This window comes from Cytobacillus sp. C11.1 (genome assembly GCF_058145115.1).
In genome coordinates this window covers 3,087,461-3,113,418 of record NZ_CM176935.1, presented here as the reverse complement: position 1 = coordinate 3,113,418, position 25,958 = coordinate 3,087,461, and the positions used below count along the sequence as shown (strand labels likewise).

Sequence of the window (25,958 nt, the reverse complement as noted above, 5' to 3'; positions counted from 1 at the left end):
CAGATTCAATTTTTTGAATGACAGCAAAAATAGAAATCAGATTTGCAAAATAATTTTATTCACCAGATGCGGCTCAAATTTGGCTAAGCGGAACGCTTCATCTATTTGTTCCAGCGGCATTTTGTTGGTTATAAACTTATCGGCAATCTCATGATGCTGGGTGAGAAATTCAATGACCTCCGGGAATTTTCCTGCACTATTTCGGCTTCCATAGATTTCAACCTCTTTATTTGAGAATAAATAACCGGGGATGCCGACTTTGTCTGTTGTTAAACCGGCAATCACAATTCTTCCTCCCGAACTTACTAAATCGATGGTCTGCTCCATTGTTTGTCTTAACCCAGCTGTTTCGATCACAATATTCGATCCTTCATTGTTCGTTAATTCCTTGATTGTATGGTTCACATTTGTGTTATTGGCATTGATTGTCACATCGGCGCCAAACAAACCGGCAAGTGCAAGTCTCTCAGGAATGACGTCCACGATAGTAACTTTTACCTCGTGAAGTTCTTTAAGTAAAATCAGCGCCGTCAAGCCAATCGGTCCTGCTCCTAAAATCGTAACAGTATTTCCTGGCTTAACGCCTGCGCGCCTGACAATTTGTGTCCCAATGGTAAACGGCTCGACAATAGCTCCAGCTTCAAAACTCATTTTATCTGGAATTACATGTACATGATTCTCATCCACAACCGTATACTCTGCAAAACCGCCCGGACGCATAATCCCGATCAGCTCAAGATTAACACAACAATTCGGCTTATTGATTCGGCACGCATAGCATTCTCCGCAGGCGATAGCGGGTTCAATTACGACGCGATCGCCTGTCTTTAGCTTGGTGACTTCACTGCCAGCCGTCTCCACAACTCCGCTTAGTTCGTGGCCATGGACATGAGGGTACTTTGCATATGCATATGTCCCGTCATAAATATGAATATCACTTCCGCAGATTCCCGCATTTACGATACGCACCCTTACATCGTTTGGTCCAGGTTCAGGTTTTGGCACTTCTTGAACCGCAATTCCAAATGGCGCACTCATAACCGCAGCTCGCATTTTCTCACATCCTTCCACGCATATCCTTATTCAGCAATCTTTATCGCTATTTTTCCAAATTGTTTGCCTTCATCCATTCTTTCAAAAGCCTTCTGCGTTTCCGACAGCGGAAAAACATGATCGACAACAGGCTTTATCCTGTGCTTTGTCATAAAAGCAAGCATTTCTCTAAACTCATCATGACTGCCCATTGTTGTGCCTAATAAATTAAACTGGCCATAAAAAAACTGGCGCAGATTTATCCCAATTTCATCTCCTGTTGTCGCACCAAACGTTACCATCGTTCCGCCGGGCTTGAGCATTTCGAGAGACCTGGTAAACGTGGCTGTTCCTATACTTTCAATTACTAAGTCTGCCTTTTCTTGCTGAAGCTGTACTCCCCAATCTTCATTTGTATCAATGGCAGCATCCGCCCCCAGTTTGATCGCTTGGTTTCTCTTTTCTTTGGAACGAGAACTCACGATTACCTTTGCGCCGATCGCCTTCGCAAATTGCAGGATAAAAATAGCCACACCGCTCCCGATCCCGGGGATAAAAACGGTATCTCCTTCCGCTGCTTGTCCTCTTGTAAATAAAGCCCGGTAGGCAGTCAATGCCGCAAGCGGCAATACTCCCGCTTCTTCCCAGGAGAGATATTTTGGTTTATACTCGATATTTTCAATCGGAACAACGATGCTTTCGGCAAATGTCCCATGGTCAGGAAACCCTAATATACGGAAATCGGTCGGCGGGGCAGGGCTCTTTTGCATCCAGCCCAGGCTAGGAGTGATCACTACTTCATCACCGATCGTAAATCCGTTTGTCTCTTCTCCAATCTCGGTGATCACTCCTGCACCATCCGAGCCGAGGATAACCGGCGGTTCTTCTTCGTTTCTTCTGCTGATCACAAATAGATCACGATGGTTTAATCCCGCGCATTTTAGCTGTACTCTAACTTGCCTCTCCATGAGAGGGATTTCAGGAAAATCGCGATAGGAGGCTCCCGCTAACCCGCTTGGCCCTTTATGCATAAATACTTTCAAGCTTTTCACTCCTAAAATACTTATTTGCTTTTAGACAGGAAAAAGGGAAACTTACTGTCACTATGTGGTTAGCTGCAGCTGTGTTTTTTCCAGCCAGGCTTTGGCTGCTTCCGAAATGCCTTCAGATAAGGTTGGATGCGGGTGAATAAGATTTGCCAGCTCCGTTACAGTTCCTTCCAGAGAAATAAAGGCTGCTGCTTCCGAAATCATTTCTGTGGCGTTTGGTCCCACAATAACAACCCCGATAATTTCTTTATGAACCTCATCAGCAATGATTTTAATAAAGCCGGTTCTTTCATCCATCGTAAAGGCTTTCCCATTTGCACTTAATGGATAGCTCTCTGTACGAATCCGCAATCCCTTTTCCTGTGCCTCTCTTACCGATAAACCGACACAGGCAACCTCTGGATACGTATAAATACAGCGGGGAATTACCTTATAATCCATTTCCTTATATTGATTGATGGCGTTGGAAGCTGCTGTAATCCCCTCTGCACTGGCAGTATAAGCTAACTGGTACCGTCCAAGCAGGTCGCCAATCGCGTATATATTAGGATAACTCGTCTCCATTTGGCTGTTAACTGCAATCCAGGGACCGTTCATTTGTAAATCAAGATGAGTAAATTCAGTAATGTTCGGGACACATTCAGCCGCAATCAGAATTTCAGCTGTCTCGAGCCTTATCAGCCCGCTGTCGCCGGATTGCACTTCCAATCCTTTTTTACCCTTTTCACTAATAACTCTTTTGACTTTAGAAGCAGTATGGACCTTCACTTTTTGTGAACGGAGCTTTTTACTGAGAAACTCATCAACCTGCGGATCCTCGTTTGGCAGTATGGATTCATCCTCAGTAATCAGATGTACATCAACATTCAGGCTGGAAAAAATACAGGCAAACTCCACACCGATGTAGCCACCCCCCAAAATGGCCAGGGAGGCCGGAAGTTCTTCCAGCTCGAAGATGTTTTCACTTGTATGAAAAGAGACCTGATCCAGCCCCCCAATCGCAGGAATAGCCGGGCGCGATCCTGTCGCTAAAATTATTTTCCCGGCATGAATCCGCTCTTCTTTTCCTGAAGAAATAATGGAGACCTGATTATTTTGCTGGGGAATGCCTGTCCCTTGATAAAAGTCTACCTGCGCATTTTTTAATAAAGAGGAAACCCCTTTTTGCAAACTTTTTACCACTGTATCCTTACGCTTTCTGAGCTTTTTATAGGAGAAGCTGACATCGCCGGCCTCTATGCCCCACTTTTTCGCTTTTTGAATCACTTCCAGAACCTCTGCAAAACGCAGAAACGTTTTAGATGGGATACAGCCGCTATTTAAGCAGGTGCCTCCCAAATGTTTTTTTTCAATCAGCGCCACCCGGGCGCCGTGTTTGGCGGCGTGCTCAGCGGCAATATAGCCGCCTGGACCGCCGCCAATGACTGCAACATCATACTTTTTCATGAACGACACCTCATATGAATAATTCGTACGGGTTTTCCAGGGCATTCTTTAAATCCGTTAAATATCTTGCTGCTGCCGCCCCATCAATCACACGATGATCGAAGGTAAGATTAAAGGTCACCTGGCTGATGGTCTGAATCGATCCTTCTTTTTGAACGAGATGCTCACGGATCCTGCCAATTCCGAGAATAGCCGATTCCGGCTCATTGATAATCGGATTGAATGAATCAACTGCAAACATTCCTAAATTACTAATGGAAAACGTGCCGCCTGAAATCTGCTCAAATGAAAGCTTGTTTGCCTGGGCAGCACGAGCCAGCCTCTTCGTTTCAGATGTCAGTTCACTCAAAGTCTTTTTATCTGCCTCCTTTACAACAGGTACAACTAAACCATTTGGTACATCTACAGCCACTCCAATATTGACAGCAGAATGAAGCTCAATCTTGCCGCCTCTGTAGGAAGAGTTTAGAATCGGATGCTTTTTTAATGTATGAGCAGCAAATTTGACGAAGATATCCGTATAGGAAATTCGCAGGCCTGTCCTTTTCTCAATTTTAGGAAGGAGGTCTTTTCTGAGAGCAACGACCTCAGTCATATCAATATCGCAGTGCAAGGTTACCTGCGGAACATTTTGGGCACTGTGTGTCATTCGATCGCCGATGATTTTCCTAAGGCCATCATAGTTCATATATTGTTTTTCCTGGCTTTGCTCATGAACTAATAAGTCCTGTTTTTGGATTTTTCCTTTATGTCCCGAACCTGTGATCGTTGTAAGGTCTTTTTCCTGCTGTTTTGCTATTTCCCTCGCTAGCGGAGTTACCTTTTTACGATTTTTCAAGATTACTTCAATATCTCTAAGCTGAATCCTTTGATTCGGTCCAGTACCCTTGACCTCCCGGAGATCAATGCCGTTAACAGCAGCTAGCTTTCGAGCTGCAGGGGTTCGGCGAGGCCTGCTTAGAAGTGGTTCCATCACTTGGCGAATCGCTGTTTCTGCTGATTTTTCCTGTATTTCATCCATTGAATTTGTGGTTATTTCAGCATTACTTTCATTTTTCGGCCCTTCATTTGCCGTTTCCGGAATCTTTGCCCCTGCTTTGCCTATGTAAGCAATCGGCTTTAACACATCAACCTCCGTATCAGCTCCATAGCATCTTTTTAAAAGAATCCCGGAGGAAGTCGCTTCCACTTCCATATTTATTTTATCGGTCATAATTTCCAGTAAAGGTTCGCCTTTTTCTACCGGGTCGCCTTCGTTTTTGAACCAGCTAAGAATGGTTCCTTTTTCCATCGATGCCCCTAATTTGGGCATGATTACTTCTTCAGCCATCTTCGAATCACCTCCTATAAGGACTAAAACAACGATTTGATTGACTCGATAATATCGTCAACTTGAGGAACTGCTTGCTTTTCCAGCTTCGGATTGTATGGAATCGGTACAGCCTTCCCGCCAAGTCTTTTGACTGGGGCATCTAAATAATCAAACGCTTCACTTTCGTTAATCACACTGGCAATTTCTGCACCATAGCCGCCTCTTTGGACAGCCTCATAGACAACTAATGCACGGCCAGTCTTTTTAACGGACGATACAATCGTTTCAACATCAAGAGGAACAAGAGTCATTGGATCGATCACTTCCACACTGATCCCTTCCTGTTCCAATTTTTCTGCAGCCTCTAATGCCCGGTGAACCATCAAGGAGGTTGCAACTACTGTTACATCACTGCCTTCTCTCTTAATGTCTGCCTTTCCAAGTGGAATCGTATAGGACTCTTCAGGCACCTCACCTTTTGTCCCGTACAATAATTTATGTTCATAAAATAACACTGGGTTATCGTCCTCTAATGCTGCTTTAAATAACCCTTTTGCATCATAAGGAGTCGAAGGCTGCACTACTTTTAGCCCTGGAATATGGGTCATCCATGCTTCTAAACTCTGTGAATGCTGCGCGGCAAATCCCAGTCCGGACCCGCCGGGAAGGCGTATGACCATCGGTACCTTTGCTTTACCTCCAAACATATATCGTAATTTAGCAGCTTGATTGACAATCTGGTCAACTGCACAGGTGACGAAATCCGAAAACTGAATTTCCAAAATCGGCCGCATGCCGGTTACGGCTGAACCTACTGCAAGCCCCGTAATGGCAATTTCAGAGATCGGTGTATCAACAACCCGCTCCGGTCCCAGCTGTTCGACAAGCCCATTTGTCACACCGAAAGCACCGCCAAAGATGCCAACATCTTCACCTAAGAGATATACATTTTCATCTGCCTGTATTCCTTGAAGCATAGACTCTTTCAACGCTTCAGAATATGTGATTGTTCTCATTTTTACTTCCTCCTTAAGCATAGACATCGTCCTCTAATGTATCGAGTGATGGTTCAGGGCTGTTTTCAGCAAATTCAATGACACTCTTTATCTCTTCATCTACATTCTTCTCTATTTCAGCAATCTCTTCTTCCGTAATTCTGCCTTGTTCTAAAAGCTGATTTTTGAAAAATTTAATGCCATCGCGGTTCTTTATCCAATCCTGTTCTTCCTCGCGGGTGCGGTATTTTCTGGCATCGCTTCTTGAATGGCCTTTCCACCGGTAGGTTTTTGCTTCAATAAGCGTAGGTCCCTCACCATTTCTGGCCCGCTCGACTGCTTTTTTGGTGACATTCAGAACATCGAGGACGTTTGTTCCATCTACCACTTCCCCTGGAATCCCGTATGAGGCTGAGCGTTCTGCAATATTTTCGATATTAACCATGTCCTTGATTGAACCTGACATTCCATACTGATTATTTTCACAGAAAAAGATAACCGGCAGGTTCCAGATGGATGCAAGATTTAAAGATTCATGGAAGCTTCCCTCGTTAGTAGAACCATCTCCAAAAAAGACTAAAACAACATAGCCCAGATTTTTTTTCTTCGATGTAAAGGCAGCACCGCAGGCTAAAGGAAGACCCCCGCCCACAATTCCTGTTGCTCCAAGATTCCCGACATCCAGATCCGCGATATGCATGGATCCGCCTTTCCCTTTACTGTGTCCAGTCGCTTTTCCCAGCAGTTCAGCCATCATTTTTTTGACATCTGATCCTTTCGCGATGGAGTGTCCATGACCCCGGTGGTTCGTGGCAATCATGTCTTTTTCTTCTAAAGCAGAACATGCCCCCACCGCTGTCGGTTCCTGTCCTATGCATAAATGCATGGTGCCTGGAATTTTTCCCTGCATAAAAAATCTTTCGACTTCTTCTTCAAAACGCCGGATAAGAATCATTTGATACAGCATTTTTTTTAATGAATTTTGATCAACCGCTGCTGCATCAATCGGATTTACTGCAGATGACATAAATACCGCCTCCTGAATTGTAATGAATTTATATAGTTGGCTGATTCAGAATTTCCTTTGCTCTGTCCAGCCGTATATTTCCTTCCTTGACCATAATGCTCACTACCTCATCAATTTGACTGATGTCGGCTCCGGCCATCATCGCGATATTGCGGGCGTGAAGCTTCATGTGGCCAGCCTGGATTCCCTCTGTTGCAAGTGCTCTTAAGGCTGCAAAATTTTGCGCCAATCCTACAGAAGCCATAATTTCTGCCAGTTCTTTTGATGTTTTCACCTTCATAATTTTTAGATTTGTCTGCGCCTTCGGATGAAGAGAAATCGTTCCGCCAACTGTCCCAACCGCTAACGGCAGTTCAATGGTGCCAATTAAATCTCCCTCTCGATCTTTCTCCCATGTCGTTAAAGGAGAATAATGTCCAGAGATGTCTGCATAGGCATGGGCACCTGCTTCAACCGCCCTTGTATCGTTCCCGGTAGCTAAAACGACAGCGCTGATTCCATTCATAATCCCTTTATTATGAGTGGCTGCTCGGTAGGGATCCGCCTTTGCAAAACGGTAGGCATTGATAATTCCATCTACGGCTGCTTGTCCAATATCACTTTTTCGAATTTTGCATCTAGACCTTGCCAAGCGCCGGTCTGCTAAATTAGAAATAATTCGTAAATAAACCTTTCCACTTGTGATTTGTTCAAGCATTGGCGCGATACTCTCAGCCATCGTATTAACCGTATTCGCTCCCATCGCATCCTTCGTATCTACTAGCAAATGAACAACAAGCATCGGTCCATCCTGATGATCAATAACGCGGACCTCTAAATCCTTTGGACCCCCGCCTAAACTGCTCAGAATAGGGTCTTTTTTGCGGGCTGTTTCAAGAAGCTCCTCTTTTTGTTCCAAGATTTTCAGCTTCGCTCCAAAGACATCCTCACAATTGACAATTTGAATCTGTGAAAACATAATGGAGCCTGTTGTCGAGGCAAAGAAGCCGCCCGAAGGTTTTGCAAGCTTTGCCGCATGACTTGCTGCAGCCACCACAGATGACTCCTCAACTGCCATGGGTACAATGGTCTCCTTTCCATTGACCACAAAGTTTAAAGCAACACCTAGAGGAACCTCCATCACGCCGATACTGTTTTCAATAAAGGAACTGGTTCGGCTTTCCCCTAAATGGCCAAAGTTTACGTATCCCTGTAGTTCATCCTCATTCAAAGAAGCATGCGCACGAAGGGTATCGTGCTTTTCCTGCATGGTTTTTTTATAAAACTTTTTCGGTTCCAAACAATCTCTCCCTTTCCATCGACACTATGAAGCTATTAATGATCAGTCTGATACAGTCCCATTTGTTTAGTAAAATAACGGAGTCCTCCACCAGCTTGAAGCCCTCCATCCACTGTAAGTTCTGTTCCGGTGATAAAAGATGATTCATCTGATGCAAGGAATAGTACAGCTTTCGCTATTTCTTCCGGCTTGCCGTACCTTTCAAGGGCGACAGCATTTGAGAAACCTTCTAACATGTCTTTGACATCGGAGGTCAAATCAGTCCATGTAAAACCAGGATGGATAGAATTGACCCGGATCCCCAATCACTTAGTTCCATTGCAGCCGCTTGTGTCATTCCGCGGACAGCCCATTTGGATGCCGTATAAGGCCAGGCAAAGTACCCGGTCAGCCCGGCGATGGAAGAAATGTTAATGATGGAGGCCTTCCTGGACTTTTTCATCAATGGGGCACAGTGTTTCATCCCTAAAAAGACACCAGTCTGATTGACCTCTATCACGTTTTTCCAGTCTTCGAGCGTGCATTCTAATAATGTCACTCTTTTTACAATTCCTGCGTTATTTACCAGCACATCCAATTTGCCGAATCTTTCGTCAATTTCAGACACAAGTAATTCCCATTGCTCCTCGTTCGTCACATCCAGCTCCCGGCAAACGATCTTACAGCCAAACTCAGTTCGCAGTGCTGCCGCCGTCTCCTCCATTTCCTCTTTTCTAATATCTGCAATAATAATCGTGTCTGCCCCTTCTTTGGCAAACTCATAACAGTCATGGGCCCCTAAACCGCGGGCACCCCCTGTCACTAATACGACCTTTCCGTCCATCCTGCCCATACTTTGGACCTCCTCTTGCATAGTTTTTTATTCTATTAGCTAACTCTATTAACTGTGCTGCGTCCCATCATATAAAACCATCAGTTTGTTAGTTTGATATTTTCCTAATTTATAACTTTGACATATTCGGCAGCCACATTACGATGTCTGGGAATACTGTAATTACTGTTGTCACAATCAGCATGATGATGACAAACGGAACAATACCCTTGTAAATATCAGTCATTTTGACTTCCGGCGGCACAATTCCCTTCAGGTAGAACAAGGCAAACCCAAACGGAGGTGTTAAGAATGAAGTCTGCAGTAATACAGCAAACACGGTTACCACCCAGATCAGATCAAAACCATAAAGCTCAAGAAGCGGCAGGAAGATCGGCATAATGATCATAACGATTCCAATCCAGTCGATAAACATTCCGAGAATAAAGGAAATCAGCATCATCGCAATGAATACGCCCCACTTGCTTAAGCCAAGATCCAGAACAAAGTTTTGAATGAGAGTATCTCCATCCAGAGCCAGGAAGATAGAGGTAAAGGCTGTAGCACCAACGATAATAACAAGAGCCATCGCGGTTATTTTGGCTGTATCGTAAACAGCATCAGCCAGCATCTTCCAGGTAAACCTTTTATAAGCAATCGCCATCATCAGTGATAAAAACGCTCCTACTCCAGCTGATTCTGTTGGCGTCGCCACACCTGTAAAGATTGTCCCAAGTACGGCGAAAATTAAGATCATCGGTGGTACTAGATTCACAAGACTCCCGATAATAACCTTTCGCATTGGCATATCTTTCATTTCTTCTTTTGAAACAGCCGGACCCCAATCCGGGTTCTTCCAGCAGGCAATCAGCACATATACACAATAAGCACCTGCGAGCATTAAGCCGGGAACAATAGATGATAGAAAGAGTTTTCCAACTGATACTTGAGCCTGTGCACCTAAAACAATTAACATGATACTTGGAGGAATGAGGATTCCCAGTGTACCCCCAGCAGCGACAACTCCTGAAGCTAATCGTTTATCGTACCCATACTTTAATAGAACCGGCATTCCCAGAACACCCATCGTAACAATGGAAGCCCCGACGATTCCAGTTGTAGCGGCAAAAATAGTCGAAACAACAATAACGGTTAAAGCCACTCCGCCGCGCAGAGGGCCTAATAGATATCTCATGTATTCGAACAAACCATCAGCAACCCGTGAAGATGATAGAAAATTCGCCATTAAGGTAAAGAGCGGAATCGCAACGAGTGTATAATTGGACATCGTTCCAAAAATACTATTTGAAAAGATATCGAAAACTTGCGGTCCCCAGCCAAAAACACCTGCGATGACCCCCAGTCCGCCAAGAACAAATGCCAGAGGGTGCCCAGTCGCTAAACCGATAATTAAACCGATAAACATACTAAAAATGATAATGGCTTCAATCATGGCTCTTCTCCCCCTCAGCTAAAATAACGATCCGTTTGATCATTTCCGAAATCCCTTGTAATAATAGGAAGAAGAATGCTACGGGAATAATTGCTTTGAAAGGGTACACTGGCGGAGCAAATGCTGTCCAGCTCACTTCCTTTTGCAGCCAAGAAATCCAGGCAAATTTTGAACTTCCATAAAGAACACCTATTACAAAAGGCATAAAGAAGATCGTATACGTAATAAGATCCAGAATTGCTTGTTTCTTCGCAGAAAATTTTTCGTATAGCATATCAACAGATACCATGACCTTATGAAGCACACCATAAGCAGCTACCATCATAAAGTGAAAGCCAAACACCATCGTCGTGACCTCGAATGTCCAAATAGTTGGGCTGTTAAAAATTCTTCTGCTGACGACCTCATAGACAACTAGCAGCATCATGACAATAACGGACCAACTGGAGACTTTCCCCACCCAATCATTCGTATTATCTAAAAACTTGGAAATCTTTTTGAGAGCATTCACCTGTTCCCCTCCTTTTTTAAATGAGCTTCTCATTCCTGGCCCGGGCAGTTGTCCCTCTTTCCATTCTAGAAAAGAGGGGTACTGACTGACCGTTCATTTGTGATGCTTTCGATAGATTTACTTGAACTTATTCTGCTACTTTTGCATTGTTTCCGAAGCTCCAATCTCCTTGAAGATTTCTATAAGGAGCGTACATTTCTAAGTATTCTAATTGACTATTTAACACTTTCTCAAAGTCAGGGTTTTCACTGGCAAGCTTTTCTGCAATTGCACTTACCATATCGTGAAGTTTAGCCATTTCTTCGTCAGAAAGCTCCGTTGTTTTAATTCCATATTCATTTACCATTCTCTGTGCTGCTTCCGCATCATTATAAGCGTATTGGCTTGCATTTTCGGTTTGAGCTGCTTTGCTGGCTTTTTCAACCAGTGCTTGTAAATCTTCTGGCAATTTTGCCCACGCATCTTTATTAATCATGGCTCCATAAACTGAGCTTGTTTGGTGGAAACCAGGAGTTAACCAATATTTTGTCACTTCATACATTTTTGTCACTTCATCACTGTATGGAGAGCTATATTCTGCTGCATCAATAACACCGCGCTGCAATGCTTCATAAATTTCTTGTGTGGCTAATGTTACTGGAGTTGCGCCTAACTGCTGGATCAGTTCACTTTGAATTAAGCCAGCCATACGGATTTTCATGCCTTTTAAATCTTCAAGGCTTTCAATTGGCTTATTTGATCTTATACCGGACTCCATTCCTGAGATCGAGTGAGGGAAATAAACCGTATTAAATTTTCCATAAATTTCATTATAGGCTTCCATTCCGCCGCCTTGATTAATCCACAAGAAATAGTCCCAGTTTGTTAATCCCATTGCTTGTGATCCTAATAATTCAAAAGCTGTGTTCTTGCCTGACCAGTAGTTCGGCCAGTCTCCTCCCATTTCCACCGTGCCGCCGCTTACAAGGTCTAAAACCTGGTTCGCTGGTGCTAATTCACCAACACTATGCAATTTAATTTTCAATCTTCCATTACTTAATTGATTAACAAGATTGACAAATCTTTCATCTTGTTCATACTGCAAGCTTCCTTCTGCCCAAACACTGGCCATTCTCCAATTGAACGTTTCGCCGCTGCTTCCACCGCTCGAACTTGATGATGAATCGCCTTTAGACTCTGGGGTACTATTATTTAAACAGCCGGCTAATAACAAAACTAACATCATCGTAAACATTAAAATTATGGATTTTTTTGACCTCAATTTTTAATCCCCCCTAATTAATTTGTAAGCATTTTCATTTGATGGCAAACCAACTGACACGACCACCCCCCTTAAGGAAAAAGAAGCCATAAAACGGTGCTTTAGTATGACTTTATGACGAAATTGACAAGTTTATCTTTATTTTTATAATTTTTTTCAATTAGTCATAGAGGCAAGTTGAAAGAGTAGAGGTCTATCAAGAAGTGTTGCTTTTCTAACGAGGAACTTTCTAGCATCTATTTTTATGGATCAGCTCTTTCGTCTTTTTATTGACAGGGATATCCACCATCTGCCCATTTTTTTGATCGCCCCGTGCCCTTCCTCTAACGCTTCTCGTATTCCGTAGCTATCTTTTTTCTAGTTCAATTTCCTCCGGACTGTAGGAGAATCAAGAGTTGATAATGGATAGCTGCTTGCCGGTACAAATAAATGGGATCTATAATTTTCTTTCCACCTTTTAAAACACCCCATTCTTTTGTCTATGCTCTTAATATGTTCGTATAAACTATTAAAATATGTGTATACACTGTTACAAGTTGATCCATTAAAATGTATATGCCTGACTATTAAACATATTCTATTTTTTTCTTTAACAATCTAAAAAAAAGGCCGCTTAAGGCTGCAGCCAGTCTTTTAACTCTTTTATCTATCAGAATACAAAAAACGATACCTTTTCCAAGTATCGCTTTCTGAATCTTTTATTTTGGCTAAAGGAAATCGGCAGTTTAATGAGTAATCCTTTTTTCATAAGGACTTCATTAATTTGCTCGACCAGCTTAACGGTTTAATCCTCCATAGCCAACACATCATATTCAAAAATAAGTAAATAGTCTCGTTAAGTGGTTAATTTGGGCATATGCTGCATTGAGTACGCTAGAAACCCAGAAAAAATGAGCAATAGCAGTACGTTTAGTGAAAAATAGTACGCCAAAAAGCTGCTCGTATATTTGAGCAGCTCTTTTTATACTATTCAATCCATTATAAAGGTATGAGTATATTCAAGGTTGCCCAATGTAGCAAGTTAGGTATCCTCACCTGTGGAAGACTTGTATGCATGAAACTGTACTTACTCCACGTTTTTCCACAATAAGATACATGGTATCTTCAGCTTTAACATCATATAAGCTAAGCCTCGTTTTTGCAGGACTTGAGGATTTACAAAAACTTAGATCTTTATCATTCAATTTATTTATGTATTCCTATCAGCATTGTCTGAGGAGTTTCGGGAAAACCATCATGCGGAAGTCGTCTTTGTTCGATAAGAAGAACCCTTCCCTGCCGTTTCCGGACGCAATGCTCGATCAATTGAAGTCCTGCCATGCCGTTGTAGCAGGTGTCGGCGACTGAGGCTCATGCAGCTCAAGCAGTGTATTTGATGGAATCTATTTAGAAAAACAGGGAATCCCTTCTGCTGCGATCTGTACCGATAAGTTTATCGTACAGGGGACGACAGCAGCCCAGGTGCAGGGATTCAAGGACTACAGTATCGTTGAAGTGTTTCACCCAATCGCTACGGCCCTTCCCCCTGCATTGAAGGAGGAAGCGCATAGAATCACCGGCGCAGTTCTTTCTGTTTTGACGAAAGAATGATTACAGACAAAAAGCCTTTCATCGTTTGATAAATAGGCTTTTTGTCTTTTTATCCAACTATTGTGAACCAACAAGCCCCCATGTTCTATAAAAAGATTAAACTCGAAGCTATCTCCTTCAAATGCGGTTGATCTGCCCATAAGATGAAGTAATTGTAAGTTTCTCCTAGGATGGTGATGGGGGTTGGATACCTTACAATTAAAGCGGCTTGATTCATCATTTCTGCTGGCTGGTCCGGAGAGGGAAAAATGTAGCAGGCTTCCTGTTTTTGAATTCGAGTCTTCAAGATGCTAGGCATGGATCCATAGGGCCTTAATGGATGGAAAGCTTCCCCCTGGCACACCTCATCCAGATTTTCACCAGCTGAAATGGCTGATATTTGAAAAAAGCCGTCAGCACCTCCGTATCTTTCTTCGTTCACTTTTCGCCAGTGTGACGGATATTGGAAACGAACCTTGTAGTTCGTGTTCGTATATGTGTTCTTTTGGGTACCATCCAATATGGGAGTCGGTGACCATTGAAGTGACTGAATGTTAACTCCTTGAATTAGTCGAATGGGTACGGGATGACGGAGGTCGATAACCCACAATTCGCGGGCATATTCCTGTTCCGTACACCTGCTAAGATAGGCTATTTTTGTTCCGTCTGTTGACCACGTGACAGGCGATGCAAAACAATTGGATATAGCCCAAATTCGATCCTCTTCTCCCCGCCTCCCCACCGTTCGAACCTGTGAAAAATACCCTCTGTCTTCAAATGCGGTAGCGCTATAGGCAATTTTCGAAGAATCAGGAGACCATGTCGGATAATAATTTTTTGCAAGGGGCCCGCCTTTTACTTCAAACACATTGCCTGTTGAAAGCTCAACGGTATGAATGATGGAGATACTGACACCCGGTGTTGTGTAAAGGACAAAGCTACCATCGGGCGATAGCTGAGCATTATTAAGCCGCCCTCCTGTGTTACGTGTAATGGATCCGTCTGTTTGAATTCGGAAAAGCTGACTCATTCCTGATGCATCCGGTGCCTGAAAAAGCAGTTCCCTGCCACTCGGAAACCATTGAACAACTGTTGAGTCAGGTTGTTGGATGCTTTGCGCTTGATGGGACAGGACGTTGTAATAAGATAATGTGGCCTTGCTTCGTATAAGCAAGTTGGCTACTGTCAGGCGACCAATCCAATTTGAATTCAGCCTCAGCATCCATCTGGTCAATTTGAGCGATGGAACCTGCTGCAACATCCATAACATATATAACTCTATTCTTTCCTACAAACGCAATTCTCCTGCTATTCGGTGACCATTCAGGACTTGAAAAGGAGTCACCCAATCCACTGGTGAGCTGCACGTCCGCAGCACAGGTGCAGGGATTCAAGGACTATCATATCGTTGAAGTGTTTCACCCAATCGCTTCGGCCCTTCCCGCAGCATTGAAGCAAGAAGCCCAAAGAATTACCGACGAAGTTCTATCTGTTCTGACCAAATAACGTTTACATACAAAAAGCCGGTTATCGCTTGATAGAGTGACCCAGTAAAATGAGACAAGGAAAAAACACCCTTTTAATCGTATTTAATACCTATACGATTTTGGAGGTGTTTTTTAAATCCCATATTTATTTTCACAGATTAAAAGCTTTAATCCTTGGTGAAGACACCTTACTTTTTGAGCTTTTTCCTAACAACAGAAATCAAAAAGAGTAATGGAATGTAGCAAAAGAGAAAGATGAGTCCACTATAACCAACGATTTGGTCCATAAGATGGGAATATTGTATTTCAATTAATTTGCTATTAACAAAATGGAAAACGGCAAGTAATCCAACTAATACGTAAGTCGCTTTTACATTAGGAATCGTCAATTTAATAGACCTAATAGCCGACCACAGATAAATACAAATCACAGGCATAACCACTAATAGCCATGTAAAAATAAAAATAAACTCAAAACGCTCTAAAAAATGAAACTGAATAATTTTAATCATGGTCAAAGTAGGCCATGTTAAATGTTCCAGCTTTCCTTGCGTAAAAAACATAAATGCAATGATCGTGATCATCGTATATATAAAAGTTGAATACAGTAATGCTAAGTGCCCCCATTTGGGAGACTTTTCCCTATCTTTAATAAATGGGAAAAAAACGAGTACAGTCTCAAATCCTAGATAGAGCGGTGAGGCTTCTTTCGCAGAGATGAAAAAGTCCTTCGCTCCAAATTGAAAGAAAGGGAGGAGATAGGAAACCTCAACAAAATCAAGTAAATATAATAGTGAAAGCAGCAGGAGACTAGGAATAACTACACCCCAGAATGCCACCGCCGTTACAACCCTAAACCCTCCCGCAACAATATAAAAAATAAGAACAGAAAAAAGCAATGAGAATTCCCAGCTAGCTATTCCATCAAACACCCAAATCTGGAGAATATCGATATAGGTATGTAAAGTGAATAAACTAACCATCGAAAAATAGCTCGCTAGGATGATATTTAACATACCACCAAAAACCTTTCCGAAAATTTCCTTGTGGAAGGAGAGGATATCTCCAGCACTTGAATGCTTCAAGATATATAGCATCATCAAAAAGATAGCATGCATCATTAAACCCAATGCTAAGACAGGGATCCATGCATCATGGCCTGCTCCCCCAATGATATTTGCTTGAAATGATAAAACAACAACCCCTGTCTGTGTGGAATGCATCAGAAAGAACAGAAAGTAGGGCGATACCATTTTATTTTCTTTCACCATCGCGTTCATAATAATCCATCCTAATAAGCTAGCCTTCAAGGCCAGAATGTAAGATTTGTAAATTCACGTTTACATAGATTGGCAGGGTAGGATATTGCTCATAAAAGGATTCTTCCGCCCAGGTCCTATCCTTTGTTCGCACGATATTTCCAATCCCTAGGGGATCTACTTCATTATCTTTAAGGGTTGCCAATAAGTCCCCCATCCCTTTTTCTAACTTATCTACAATTAATTTCTTCATCTCCATGACATCTCCCTCTTTTTCAACATTAAATCGATCTGGATACTGAGTTAGGATCATTTTTAATTGTAAACGAAGATATAATTGTTCCTTCTTCTGATCCCAATCCCAATTACTTTTACTTTGGAAGGCCCGAACAGTTATCTTTTCTCTTCGATCATTCTCGTCAAGCTCTATTTGATAGGTTGCTTGTGTGCGATCATCTTCAATAAATGAAAATAAAATCGTTTGTTCCGGTTTTAAATGGAGCTTTAATTTGTCATCCTTAAATATGCCAATCCCTTCGATCTTTACCCGATCTTTTTCGTCCATGGTTAACATAGGAACATAAGCATCCATTCCTTCTCCATAAAAGTGATTTAAAAAAACATGAAGGTTCATGTTAGGCAGAGCCTGTCCCTGCATATTATGTTGAATCCGTTCAGCTAAGGTAAGTGATCTTTCCTTTTTAAATGTGTTTAGCGTTTCCCTTGCAGAATGCGTAGAAACAGCAATTTGAATATTTGTCCCGAGCTGAGGGTTAAGAATAAATCGTTCCACCATATCTTGAATGCCTGCTTCAGCATAACTTTTCCCAAATAACAAAACCCTAATTTTTGCCAGTTCAACTGGTGCACTGGTAAGTGTCGCCATCTTTGGTACAAATAGATCACCAGTTGGTGCTTGTTCTTCTAAATAATGAATTTGATCACTGTCTTTACTTTTGGTATATTCAGGGAATAACGCCGTTCCTATTAATTCACCATTATCGGCTTGATCGAACCCAAATACATGGACAATACTAATTTTGTCGATGATTCTCGTTCTTGAGCAGCCAAAAAGAAAAACGATACAAACCAATAGTAAGAATAAAACGTGATGCTTTCGCCATTTTTTCATTTTTTATCCAGCCTTTATGGAAAAAATTATTCAGTATTAAGACCTTCATCTGGGTCTTTATCTGAAACAGGTGAATATCTCTTTATACTTAATGGTCTCAAATACCAAGGACGCTTATCGTTTTTTACATAATTGGGCCTTACAAAGGAAACAGCAACTCCACCTTTTCGGTAAGGATAAATTGGGAGTAGAAATGGGACTCCCAATGATTTTAGTCGAGCTAAATGTGCGATTAAAAAGATTAATCCTACATAAATACCTAAGCCTCCCCATATAGCTGCGAGCAGGATAAAAGGATATCGTAATAATCGGACCGCATTAGACATTTTATAAATGGGTGTAGTAAAGGAAGACAGCGCTGCAAGTGCTACAAAAATCAGCAAAATGTTACTCGTAAGGGCCGCTTCAACCGTTGCCTGACCAATAACAATCCCCCCAACAATCCCAAGGGTTTGTCCAATTTTTGTTGGCAGCCTGGCCCCTGCTTCTCTCAATAGGTCAATGGTAATCTCTAAAAATAAGACCTCTACTACAGGCGGAAAAGGAACATTCGCCCGTGAAAAAATAATAGGACCTAATAAATCCTTCGGTACAACTTCAAAATGAAAGGTTAATATAGCGACATAAAAGGCAGTTGCAAAAACGGAAAACAACATCCCAAATATCCGAATCAATTTAAAAAACGACGCAATGATTGTTGGAAGGTAAAAATCCTCCGGGTTTGAGAAAAATTCCATTAATGTTACTGGTCCAATGACAGCATAGGATGATTTATCACTAATTAGAACAACCTGGCCTTGTACAAGTGATCCTACTGTCCTGTCAACCCGCTCTGTTGTTATATATAAAGGAAAAGGGGTAGAGCTATGTTCCGAAATTAATTGTTCAAGTTGAGTATTGTCAAGGGAGACATCGACATCAAGTTCCTTAAGCCGCTGTTTTAAAGTATTTACGTATTCTGGATATGTAACCCCATCTAAGTATGCGAGTACTACCTTAGTCCTTGCTCTTGAACCAACTATAATCTCTTCAAAAATCAGATCCGAAGTATTCAGATGATCTCTTATTAAATGAAGATTAGTGGAAAGGTCCTCAATAAAACCAACTTTTGGCCCAATCACACTAAATTCATTTTGTGTATCATTTGTTTCACGTTGACCCAACCGAGGATAACTAATATTTAGGAGTGCGTATTCCTCCTTTTCGTCTTTAAAATATATGACAATGAATCCATCGTGAAGGGCTTTTTCAACCTCAATGGGATCTTTTATGATTTTAATACCTTCTATTGGTACAATATTCCTTAAATCAGAAAGCTCTTTTATTGCAGAAGCCTTTTCCTTAAGAAAAGGCAAAACCGACTTTTGAAGTAAGTTTGAATCAATCAATGTTTTGTAAAAACTTATTAATAATGAATTTTTTTTTTCAAATAGGGAGATGGTTGAAAAATCGCTTGACTTGTTTGCCTTTTCAAATACTTCACTTATCGTTTTTTCTACAGTTTCATACTTTCTTTTGGGTTGTTGTCGTACTCTCTTCTTTCTAAACATTTCTTCACCTAATCCTGCCAAGAAATCATTTGGTAAGTGTAGTATTTAACAACAGTATTGGAATTATGTTCAAAACAATTAAATACGTAATTAAAATGACTATAGAACCTCCTATTAAAATTTCCAGTACAAAAACACCTGCAAATACATCTCGTATCATCACAAATCTGCTCCTGTAATGGTAGCTGCTATGGTTACGGCAATAAATGGTGCCTTAATCGAAACCGCATAGTTTGCACCTTTAATGGCGAATGCGCCTAACCAATAGCATCAAAAAAAACCAGCCACTTCCCCAATGGCCCCATTTATTGTCATAAGTCAAAAACTCAAATGTCATACACCCAAGCATGTGGTCATCTATACGATACCTTACAAACAATTCTTTTCTTTTTCCTAATCTAACTCATAATAACCGCAAACAACATATCCTACTGCCTTTGCTGCCACAAGAAGGGCATCTTCATCGATATCAAATTTAGGATTATGATTAAAATAAGGTTTTTCTACTCCTTTAGGTGTACACGCAATGTAAAAGAAGCAGGAAGGGAAATTTTCAGCATAGTAAGCAAAGTCTTCAGATGGCGGCATTGCTGGAAATTCCTTTACTTCCTTAATATCTTTATCATTAGCATTCTTGAGAAACTCAGCAACCTTTGCTGTTACTGCAGGATCATTATATAAAGGTGGATAATCATTCGTATAGGTTAGATCACATGTTACACCAAATTCTTCTTCAAGCCCTTTTACAAGACGTTTAACTTCTTTTTCAATGGTTGCTTTTGTTTCAACAGTCATATAACGGATATCACCTTCAAGCTCTACACTGTCTTTAATGACATTGAATGTTCCTTTTCCATCAAAAGAACCAATCGTAATCACACCAATATCAAAAGGACTTAATCGGCGGCTAATAATCGTTTGAACGGCTGTAACGAAATGAGCACCAGCCACAATGGCATCATTCGCTAGATGTGGTGAGGAACCATGACCACCTCTCCCTTGAATTTTTAATTTCAAATAAGCCCTGCCGTTAAAAGAAAATCCAGCGTGATATCCAACAACTCCTGCTGGGGCCATTGGCAGCAGGTGGATGCCAAATATATTATCTAAATCGTCAAGTATGCCGGAATCGACAATACTTTTCGCCCCGCCTGGCGGAACTTCTTCCGCATGCTGATGAATAATTTTGATTGTACCAGGAATTTCATCTTTTAATTGAATAAGGCAATCCACTAAGACTAACAAGTAGGCTGTATGGCCATCATGACCACACGCATGCATAACGCCTTCATTTTTTGATTTAAAGGGTACTTCCACTTCTTCAACGATTGGCAGCGCATCAAAATCAGCCCGAAGACCGATGTTTTTTCCTGGCTTTCCACCTTTAATGGTCACGATAATTCCGTATCCATTACCTACATTCGATTGAACTTCTACGTTCTTTCCTCTATAAAAATCAATAATATATTGAGCTGTCTTTTCTTCTTTAAAAGAAAGCTCGGGATTTTCGTGAAGATGCCTGCGAATTTCAATCATTTCATCTTTACGGGATTCTAGCATTTGCATTAATTTACTTCTCATAATCTCTTCACCCAACTAATGGCAATGTTCACCGTACCAATTGAAATGCCCAAATCTTCTTGAACAGCAGGAACCACATTGTCCATTGCTTGTGTAAAGAGCCAGAATGTAATAACCCCAAACACTATTCCTATAATCATTTTATCTGTACCTTTATAACTTGTTTCCATGACTAAAACCTCCTGATAATTCAATAAAACCAATTGGAATATTTTTTATATTCTTGGCTTCTTATTGTTAAATAATTTACGCTAATACAAAAAGGATAGATTTGCCGGGTTTAACTTGCGAAACTTTGAGATGGGGATCTTACTGACTGCTATTGCTGGATAAACTTCCATATCGTCTTTTTCATTTTCCTTCCCCCCTGAAGCTGCATATGACCATCTAACTGTTTTCTACAAGTTAATGATAAAAAAGCAATCTAAAAATAGTGAGTCATTATTTGCGCATATTTCTCTTGTAAGAAGTAAAATATTTCACTATCTGATTAACGTCAAAAAAAGCAGGTTAATTTTTAATTTAACAGGAATAACCATTGAAAAAACTATTCCGCTAAAATGCAAAAAAGCCATTGAAGCCTCCTCGCCACAATGACTTTTTCATATAATCGCTTTCTAATATCAAAAAAATGAATCGCTTTAACCGTTAAATAGGAATAAAAAGACCATTCACTAGCAATTAAATATCACTATTTTATACATCATCAATCATTAATCGAACTTTAATATAAATTATCATACTTTATAAGAAACAGCACTTGCTCCATTAAGCCTGATTGTTAAATAAAAAAGAGAGCTGCTAACAGCCCTCTGCATTAACTCATTAAATCATACCACTTTGCTAAGAAAATGGTCTAAAAATCGCTCCGCTTCTACTTCCGTACAGACACGAATCCTTGGCTCACCTTCCTGGTTACCGACTGTTCTCCCTGCCTCTTCACCTTCTGTGACAACTTTCACGTTCATTATTTCCATCGTCACAAAACTTGAATCGATCGCAACCCCCACTGCAAGTGGGTCATGAAGAGCACAGCCGCCAATACCAGGATAAAAAGATTCATAATACTCGATGTAAAACTCAGTCATGTCTGCAAAAAAATGAGCATTTTCTTTTCCAGCAGCACGCCATTCATTAAGCTTCGCTTTTGGCAATAAGGTCTGCATTGTTACATCTAGTCCCACAAGGGTGACCTTTAATCCTGAAGAAAAAACATACTCGGCTGCTTCGGGATCAGCGATCATATTTGCTTCAGCATAGGCATTCACGTTCCCTGGTACTTTTACAGCCCCTCCCATAATAACAACCTCTTTCACGAGAGGGATGATTTCCGGTGCTCTTTTTATTGCCAGAGCGAGGTTTGTCAGTGGACCAACGGCGATGATCGTTATTTCATGTGGGCGATTTTTCACCTGTTCGATCATAAACTCCGGTGCAAATTGACTTTCCGCTTGTGCAATTGGATCGTTCTTCAGGGTATTGCCTAAACCGTCCTCTCCATGGACATGTTTTGCCCACCCCTTTTTTTTCCTGCGAGTGAAAGTTTGATCGGCTCCTGCGTAAACAGGAATTCGCTTCCCTGCTTTTTCTAAAACTGCAAGTGTATTACGCGTTGCTTCAGCTACTGATACGTTACCGAAGCAGGTCGTAAAACCAAGGAGTTCTAATTCTGGAGAGTTTAAGGCATAAGACATGGCTAAGGCATCATCAATCCCAGTATCAACATCTAATATAATCGGCTTCATATCTATTCACTCCAATCAATCGTTCAAATTATCTTTCGGATGTCTCTACATTACCCCGTAATTTTTCCTCCTTAACAACAGAAGGTTTGGTACAATACGCTGTACGACAGACGTCATGTACAGGCGGAGGTTCAAACTCAAATCCTCTACCAATGAATCCTCCCATACTAGGCTGGGAGGAGTTTTATGATTCATCATATTTAAAAATGTCATATTTCTAAGTTCAACCTGTTTAAAACTCTTTCTAATGAAGGCATGCCACTTTGAGCACCTTTTTTCTCAACGGCTATAGAAGCACTTGCATTTGCAAATCTTACTGCTTCTTCTATATTTTTTCCTTCTGTTAATGCAACAGCCAAGCTTCCATTAAAAGTATCACCAGCACCTGTTGTATCAACAGGATTCGTATGAAAACCTTTAATGAATATATGCTTTTTACCATTATAAAAACGGGCACCTTTTTCACCTAAAGTGACAATTAATTTATTAGGATACCTTTCTAATGATTGTTCAATATTTTCACCAAAAATACTCCTGCATTCAGATTCATTTGGTGTTATATAAGTTGCCAAATCAATAAATTCATGTTGAAAATGATTGACCGGTGCTGGATTCAATACCACAGGAATATTGTGTTCCTTACATATTTTCAATGCGGTATGAACTGTGTTTAATGGTATTTCCAACTGCATGACCACCATTTCACTTTTCATAATTTCATTTTTAACAAGTTCTATTTCTTTGGAAGTCAATCGATTATTTGCCCCAGGAACGACAATAATTCTATTATCTGCATTAGATACGATGATTGTAGCAATACCTGTTGTTTCATCAGGCAATATAAACACATGATCTGTTTTTATGCTTTCTTCTTTCAATGAAGTCAACGCCATCTTGCCATAATCATCAGCACCACAAGCACCAATCATTTGAACTTCCTTCCCTAATCTCGCTATCGAAACTGCTTGGTTTGCTCCTTTTCCGCCAAAATATGTTGTAAAAGAGGTTCCTAACGTCGTTTCTCCGTTTTGAGGTACGTGATTTGTTTCAACAACTAAATCCATATTTATACTTCCAATTATGGTAATCATACTATCACCTCCCATTTAACGTTTCTCTAGCAAAATATTTTTCATCTAACTTGCTTCCTTCGATATTCGATTTTAGTATTTTTTAAGTGCATCAATCATTAGTTTCCAAAACCCTTTAACATCAAGTTCTAGTCCAAACCTAGCATTAATTTCTCTACCCGTTACACCATGCAGATCAATTAACGTGGTTCCTGCTGTAAATTCGCCTTTCGTTTCCACTGTTATATTGACTTCTTTCATCTTGAACAATTCTGGTGCAACACAATAAGCGACAGTTAAAACATCGTGTACTGGTGCCCCATCGAAATCGAACATTTCTTTATATGTTGATGCAAAAAACACTAATAATTCTCCAACTATTTTGGCAACTTTGTTGTCGATTTTATTCACTTGATCAATCACTGCTTTTGTTGCCAAGGCTTGATGTGTGATATCCAGTCCCATAACTACTATTGGAATACCACTATCAAATACTTTTTTTGCAGCTTCTGGATCAGCCCAAATATTAAACTCAGCCGTTGGTGTCCAGTTGCCAAATGTTCCCCCGCCCATCAGGACAATCTCTTCAATATTGTCCTTAATTTCTGGTGCTTTTGATAAAGCTAATGCCACATTTGTTAATGGTCCTGTCGGAAGAATGGTAACAGGCTCTTTTGACTCTTTTATTAATCTAACAATGGTATCAGAGCCATGTTCTTTACTCCAGCTGCGTGATGGTTCAGGCAGCTCAGGGCCATCCAAACCTGAATCTCCGTGAATACCAGGTGCTGTTTCTCTTACTCGAATCAATGGCTCACTCGCCCCTTTTGAAACAACGACATCTGTTAATGAAACTAAATCACAAATTTTCAACGCATTATTGGTCGTTTTTTCGATTTCTGCATTTCCCGAAACGGTGGTAATGCCTAAAATCTCTAATTCTGGCTGTACAGCAGCTAAGATAATGGCTATTGCGTCATCATGTCCTGGATCACAGTCCAAAATGATTTTTCTTTTACTCATCCTATTTCACCTCTACTAAAAATTTCTAATTTCCCGCATCAGTTCTAGTTTTTAAGAATGATAGACTTAAAATAACATTCCCGCAATCGCACCACTTAGAAGTGAAGCGAAAGCACCTGCTATAACAGCACGAACACCGAGCCTGGCAATGTCTGATCGCCTGCTTGGAGCAAGGCTGCCTAAACCGCCTAAGAGAATAGCAATGGAACCAAGATTAGCAAACCCACATAAAGCAAAACTAACAACAATATTTGTTTTTGGAGTTAAACTTCCCATCTCTGGTGCAAACGCAGCGTATGCGACAAATTCATTTAAGACAATTTTTTGGCCAATATAACTGCCAGCCTGAATTGCTTCAGCCCATGGTACTCCAACGATAAAAGCAATTGGTGCAAATAACCAGCCTAAAATCATTTCAAGGGAAATCTTAAAGCCAAACCAATTCCCTACCCCACCTAATAATCCGTTCACTAATGCTATTAAAGCGATAAATGCAAGTAGCATAGCACCTACGTTAAGGGCAAGTCCTAAACCATCAGATGCTCCTCGTGCTGCTGCATCAATCACATTTACCGGCCCTTCATCTTTTTCGATTTTCGCTTCCTGGGATGGTTCAAGTGTTTCGGATCCTTCAAATGCTTCAACTGCTGCAGCTGTTTCATCTTCAGGAACCATCATTTTAGCCATAATTAACCCTGCCGGTGCAGCCATAAAGCTAGCTGCTAAAAGATACTCAAGAGGAACGCCTAATAATGAATATCCAAGTAAGACAGATCCAGAAACCGATGCCAAACCACCTGTCATCACAGCAAAAAGCTCTGACTGGGTCATTTTTGCAATAAATGGTCGAACGACAAGAGGTGCTTCTGTTTGTCCAACAAAAATATTAGCAGCTGCAGACATTGATTCTGCTTTACTTGTTCCTAATAGCTTTGAAAGTCCGCCACCAATTATTTTAATAATCATTTGCATAATTCCAAGGTAATATAGGACAGAAATAAGTGATGAGAAGAAAACGATAACGGTTAACACTTGAAAAGCGAATATAAATCCTATATTTTCATTCCCAATTAAACCACCAAATAAAAACGTAATCCCCTCATTGGAATAGTCAAATATGGCTTGAATTTTCAAAGACAACCATTTAAGAGCGGATTGCCCAAGTTCCCACTTCAAAACAATGAAAGCAAAGAAGACTTGAATAGCGAGCCCGCCTATGATTGTGCGGTAGTTAATCCCTTTTTTATTATTTGAAAATAGGAAAGCTATGCCTAAAATAAAAAGAACACCCAAAACTCCCCATAGAAAGTTCAAAATGATCCCCCCTTAAAATATATTTATTGTCTATTATTACTAAATAATAAAA

General features: G+C 40.9%; 21 protein-coding genes and 3 pseudogenes. 2 read left to right on the top strand and 22 right to left on the bottom strand.

Annotated features, from left to right (window positions below):
- Positions 1-36 precede the first annotated feature (36 nt).
- The 12 genes from AC3ZVC_RS15500 to AC3ZVC_RS15445 all read right to left on the bottom strand — a co-directional run bounded on the left by AC3ZVC_RS15500 (position 37) and on the right by AC3ZVC_RS15445 (position 12,176).
- Positions 37-1,053, bottom strand: a complete 1,017-nt coding sequence (locus AC3ZVC_RS15500; RefSeq protein WP_490064110.1) for a zinc-binding alcohol dehydrogenase family protein — start codon at positions 1,051-1,053, stop codon at positions 37-39.
- A gap of 26 nt (positions 1,054-1,079) precedes the next feature.
- Positions 1,080-2,084 carry a zinc-binding dehydrogenase gene (locus AC3ZVC_RS15495; RefSeq protein ID WP_490064109.1) on the bottom strand — a complete coding sequence of 335 codons (1,005 nt, stop codon included), beginning with the start codon at positions 2,082-2,084 and terminating at the stop codon, positions 1,080-1,082.
- 51 nt (positions 2,085-2,135) lie between these two features.
- Positions 2,136-3,527 carry a dihydrolipoyl dehydrogenase gene (lpdA, locus tag AC3ZVC_RS15490; protein ID WP_490064108.1) on the bottom strand — a complete coding sequence of 464 codons (1,392 nt, stop codon included), beginning with the start codon at positions 3,525-3,527 and terminating at the stop codon, positions 2,136-2,138.
- Between the two features lie 10 nt (positions 3,528-3,537).
- Positions 3,538-4,857: a dihydrolipoamide acetyltransferase family protein gene (locus tag AC3ZVC_RS15485; RefSeq protein WP_490064107.1), complete on the bottom strand. Its 1,320-nt coding sequence runs from the start codon at positions 4,855-4,857 to the stop codon at positions 3,538-3,540.
- A 23-nt stretch (positions 4,858-4,880) separates the two neighbouring features.
- Positions 4,881-5,855, bottom strand: a complete 975-nt coding sequence (locus tag AC3ZVC_RS15480) for an alpha-ketoacid dehydrogenase subunit beta (RefSeq protein ID WP_490064106.1) — start codon at positions 5,853-5,855, stop codon at positions 4,881-4,883.
- Positions 5,856-5,868: 13 nt separating this feature from the next.
- Complete coding sequence (locus AC3ZVC_RS15475) at positions 5,869-6,861, bottom strand: thiamine pyrophosphate-dependent dehydrogenase E1 component subunit alpha (RefSeq protein ID WP_490064105.1); 993 nt, start codon at positions 6,859-6,861, stop codon at positions 5,869-5,871.
- 28 nt (positions 6,862-6,889) lie between these two features.
- On the bottom strand, positions 6,890-8,140 hold the full coding sequence (locus AC3ZVC_RS15470) for a hydroxymethylglutaryl-CoA reductase, degradative (RefSeq protein ID WP_490064104.1): 1,251 nt from the start codon (positions 8,138-8,140) through the stop codon (positions 6,890-6,892).
- 35 nt (positions 8,141-8,175) lie between these two features.
- A complete protein-coding gene (locus AC3ZVC_RS15465; RefSeq protein ID WP_490064103.1) occupies positions 8,176-8,397 on the bottom strand; it encodes an SDR family oxidoreductase in 222 nt (73 codons plus the stop codon).
- Positions 8,394-8,972, bottom strand: a complete 579-nt coding sequence (locus tag AC3ZVC_RS15460; protein ID WP_490064102.1) for an SDR family NAD(P)-dependent oxidoreductase — start codon at positions 8,970-8,972, stop codon at positions 8,394-8,396. The genes AC3ZVC_RS15465 and AC3ZVC_RS15460 overlap by 4 nt, the downstream gene beginning before the upstream one ends.
- A 109-nt stretch (positions 8,973-9,081) precedes the next feature.
- Positions 9,082-10,404 carry a TRAP transporter large permease gene (locus AC3ZVC_RS15455; RefSeq protein ID WP_490064101.1) on the bottom strand — a complete coding sequence of 441 codons (1,323 nt, stop codon included), beginning with the start codon at positions 10,402-10,404 and terminating at the stop codon, positions 9,082-9,084.
- Positions 10,397-10,915: a TRAP transporter small permease subunit gene (locus AC3ZVC_RS15450; protein ID WP_490064100.1), complete on the bottom strand. Its 519-nt coding sequence runs from the start codon at positions 10,913-10,915 to the stop codon at positions 10,397-10,399. The genes AC3ZVC_RS15455 and AC3ZVC_RS15450 overlap by 8 nt, the downstream gene beginning before the upstream one ends.
- A 127-nt stretch (positions 10,916-11,042) precedes the next feature.
- The gene (locus tag AC3ZVC_RS15445; protein ID WP_490064099.1) at positions 11,043-12,176 is read right to left on the bottom strand and encodes a TRAP transporter substrate-binding protein; all 1,134 of its coding nucleotides are present in this window, start codon (positions 12,174-12,176) and stop codon (positions 11,043-11,045) included.
- Positions 12,177-13,369: 1,193 nt separating this feature from the next.
- Between AC3ZVC_RS15445 and AC3ZVC_RS15440 the strand changes: the two are divergent.
- Positions 13,370-13,766, top strand: a pseudogene (locus tag AC3ZVC_RS15440) (UGSC family (seleno)protein); the annotation flags it as partial.
- Between the two features lie 85 nt (positions 13,767-13,851).
- On the opposite strand, the gene AC3ZVC_RS15435 reads toward AC3ZVC_RS15440, so the two are convergent.
- Positions 13,852-15,015: a TolB family protein gene (locus tag AC3ZVC_RS15435; protein ID WP_490069008.1), complete on the bottom strand. Its 1,164-nt coding sequence runs from the start codon at positions 15,013-15,015 to the stop codon at positions 13,852-13,854.
- A gap of 83 nt (positions 15,016-15,098) precedes the next feature.
- Between AC3ZVC_RS15435 and AC3ZVC_RS15430 the strand changes: the two are divergent.
- A pseudogene (locus AC3ZVC_RS15430) lies at positions 15,099-15,251 on the top strand (UGSC family (seleno)protein); the annotation flags it as partial.
- A gap of 169 nt (positions 15,252-15,420) precedes the next feature.
- On the opposite strand, the gene AC3ZVC_RS15425 reads toward AC3ZVC_RS15430, so the two are convergent.
- From AC3ZVC_RS15425 to AC3ZVC_RS15385, 9 genes and pseudogenes are all read right to left on the bottom strand, one after another.
- Positions 15,421-16,503, bottom strand: a complete 1,083-nt coding sequence (locus AC3ZVC_RS15425; RefSeq protein ID WP_490064098.1) for a GerAB/ArcD/ProY family transporter — start codon at positions 16,501-16,503, stop codon at positions 15,421-15,423.
- 28 nt (positions 16,504-16,531) lie between these two features.
- A complete protein-coding gene (locus AC3ZVC_RS15420; RefSeq protein WP_490064097.1) occupies positions 16,532-17,623 on the bottom strand; it encodes a Ger(x)C family spore germination protein in 1,092 nt (363 codons plus the stop codon).
- Positions 17,624-17,649: 26 nt separating this feature from the next.
- Positions 17,650-19,173 (bottom strand): spore germination protein, encoded by a 1,524-nt coding sequence (locus AC3ZVC_RS15415; RefSeq protein WP_490064096.1) that lies wholly within the window; start codon positions 19,171-19,173, stop codon positions 17,650-17,652.
- A 393-nt stretch (positions 19,174-19,566) separates the two neighbouring features.
- A complete protein-coding gene (locus AC3ZVC_RS15410; protein WP_490064095.1) occupies positions 19,567-20,754 on the bottom strand; it encodes an amidohydrolase in 1,188 nt (395 codons plus the stop codon).
- A gap of 14 nt (positions 20,755-20,768) precedes the next feature.
- A pseudogene (locus tag AC3ZVC_RS15405) lies at positions 20,769-20,924 on the bottom strand (MFS transporter); the annotation flags it as partial.
- A gap of 660 nt (positions 20,925-21,584) precedes the next feature.
- The gene (locus tag AC3ZVC_RS15400) at positions 21,585-22,499 is read right to left on the bottom strand and encodes a nucleoside hydrolase (RefSeq protein ID WP_490064094.1); all 915 of its coding nucleotides are present in this window, start codon (positions 22,497-22,499) and stop codon (positions 21,585-21,587) included.
- Between the two features lie 209 nt (positions 22,500-22,708).
- Positions 22,709-23,590 carry a ribokinase gene (gene rbsK, locus AC3ZVC_RS15395; protein WP_490064093.1) on the bottom strand — a complete coding sequence of 294 codons (882 nt, stop codon included), beginning with the start codon at positions 23,588-23,590 and terminating at the stop codon, positions 22,709-22,711.
- A gap of 72 nt (positions 23,591-23,662) precedes the next feature.
- Positions 23,663-24,592 carry a nucleoside hydrolase gene (locus AC3ZVC_RS15390; RefSeq protein ID WP_490064092.1) on the bottom strand — a complete coding sequence of 310 codons (930 nt, stop codon included), beginning with the start codon at positions 24,590-24,592 and terminating at the stop codon, positions 23,663-23,665.
- A gap of 66 nt (positions 24,593-24,658) precedes the next feature.
- Complete coding sequence (locus tag AC3ZVC_RS15385) at positions 24,659-25,906, bottom strand: NupC/NupG family nucleoside CNT transporter (protein ID WP_490064091.1); 1,248 nt, start codon at positions 25,904-25,906, stop codon at positions 24,659-24,661.
- Positions 25,907-25,958: the final 52 nt, after the last annotated feature.

Bases quoted from the DNA above. Each gene is read 5' to 3' on its own strand.
- AC3ZVC_RS15500 (WP_490064110.1), bottom strand. From the start codon at position 1,053: ATGCGAGCTGCGGTTATGAGTGCGCCATTTGGAATTGCGGTTCAAGAA.
- lpdA (WP_490064108.1), bottom strand. From the start codon at position 3,527: ATGAAAAAGTATGATGTTGCAGTCATTGGCGGCGGTCCAGGCGGCTAT.
- AC3ZVC_RS15485 (WP_490064107.1), bottom strand. From the start codon at position 4,857: ATGGCTGAAGAAGTAATCATGCCCAAATTAGGGGCATCGATGGAAAAA.
- AC3ZVC_RS15480 (WP_490064106.1), bottom strand. From the start codon at position 5,855: ATGAGAACAATCACATATTCTGAAGCGTTGAAAGAGTCTATGCTTCAA.
- AC3ZVC_RS15475 (WP_490064105.1), bottom strand. From the start codon at position 6,861: ATGTCATCTGCAGTAAATCCGATTGATGCAGCAGCGGTTGATCAAAAT.
- AC3ZVC_RS15460 (WP_490064102.1), bottom strand. From the start codon at position 8,972: ATGGGCAGGATGGACGGAAAGGTCGTATTAGTGACAGGGGGTGCCCGC.
- AC3ZVC_RS15455 (WP_490064101.1), bottom strand. From the start codon at position 10,404: ATGATTGAAGCCATTATCATTTTTAGTATGTTTATCGGTTTAATTATC.
- AC3ZVC_RS15435 (WP_490069008.1), bottom strand. From the start codon at position 15,015: ATGTTATGGATGTTGCAGCAGGTTCCATCGCTCAAATTGACCAGATGG.
- AC3ZVC_RS15425 (WP_490064098.1), bottom strand. From the start codon at position 16,503: ATGGTGAAAGAAAATAAAATGGTATCGCCCTACTTTCTGTTCTTTCTG.
- AC3ZVC_RS15420 (WP_490064097.1), bottom strand. From the start codon at position 17,623: ATGAAAAAATGGCGAAAGCATCACGTTTTATTCTTACTATTGGTTTGT.
- AC3ZVC_RS15415 (WP_490064096.1), bottom strand. From the start codon at position 19,173: ATGTTTAGAAAGAAGAGAGTACGACAACAACCCAAAAGAAAGTATGAA.
- AC3ZVC_RS15410 (WP_490064095.1), bottom strand. From the start codon at position 20,754: ATGAGAAGTAAATTAATGCAAATGCTAGAATCCCGTAAAGATGAAATG.
- AC3ZVC_RS15400 (WP_490064094.1), bottom strand. From the start codon at position 22,499: ATGAAGCCGATTATATTAGATGTTGATACTGGGATTGATGATGCCTTA.
- rbsK (WP_490064093.1), bottom strand. From the start codon at position 23,590: ATGATTACCATAATTGGAAGTATAAATATGGATTTAGTTGTTGAAACA.
- AC3ZVC_RS15390 (WP_490064092.1), bottom strand. From the start codon at position 24,592: ATGAGTAAAAGAAAAATCATTTTGGACTGTGATCCAGGACATGATGAC.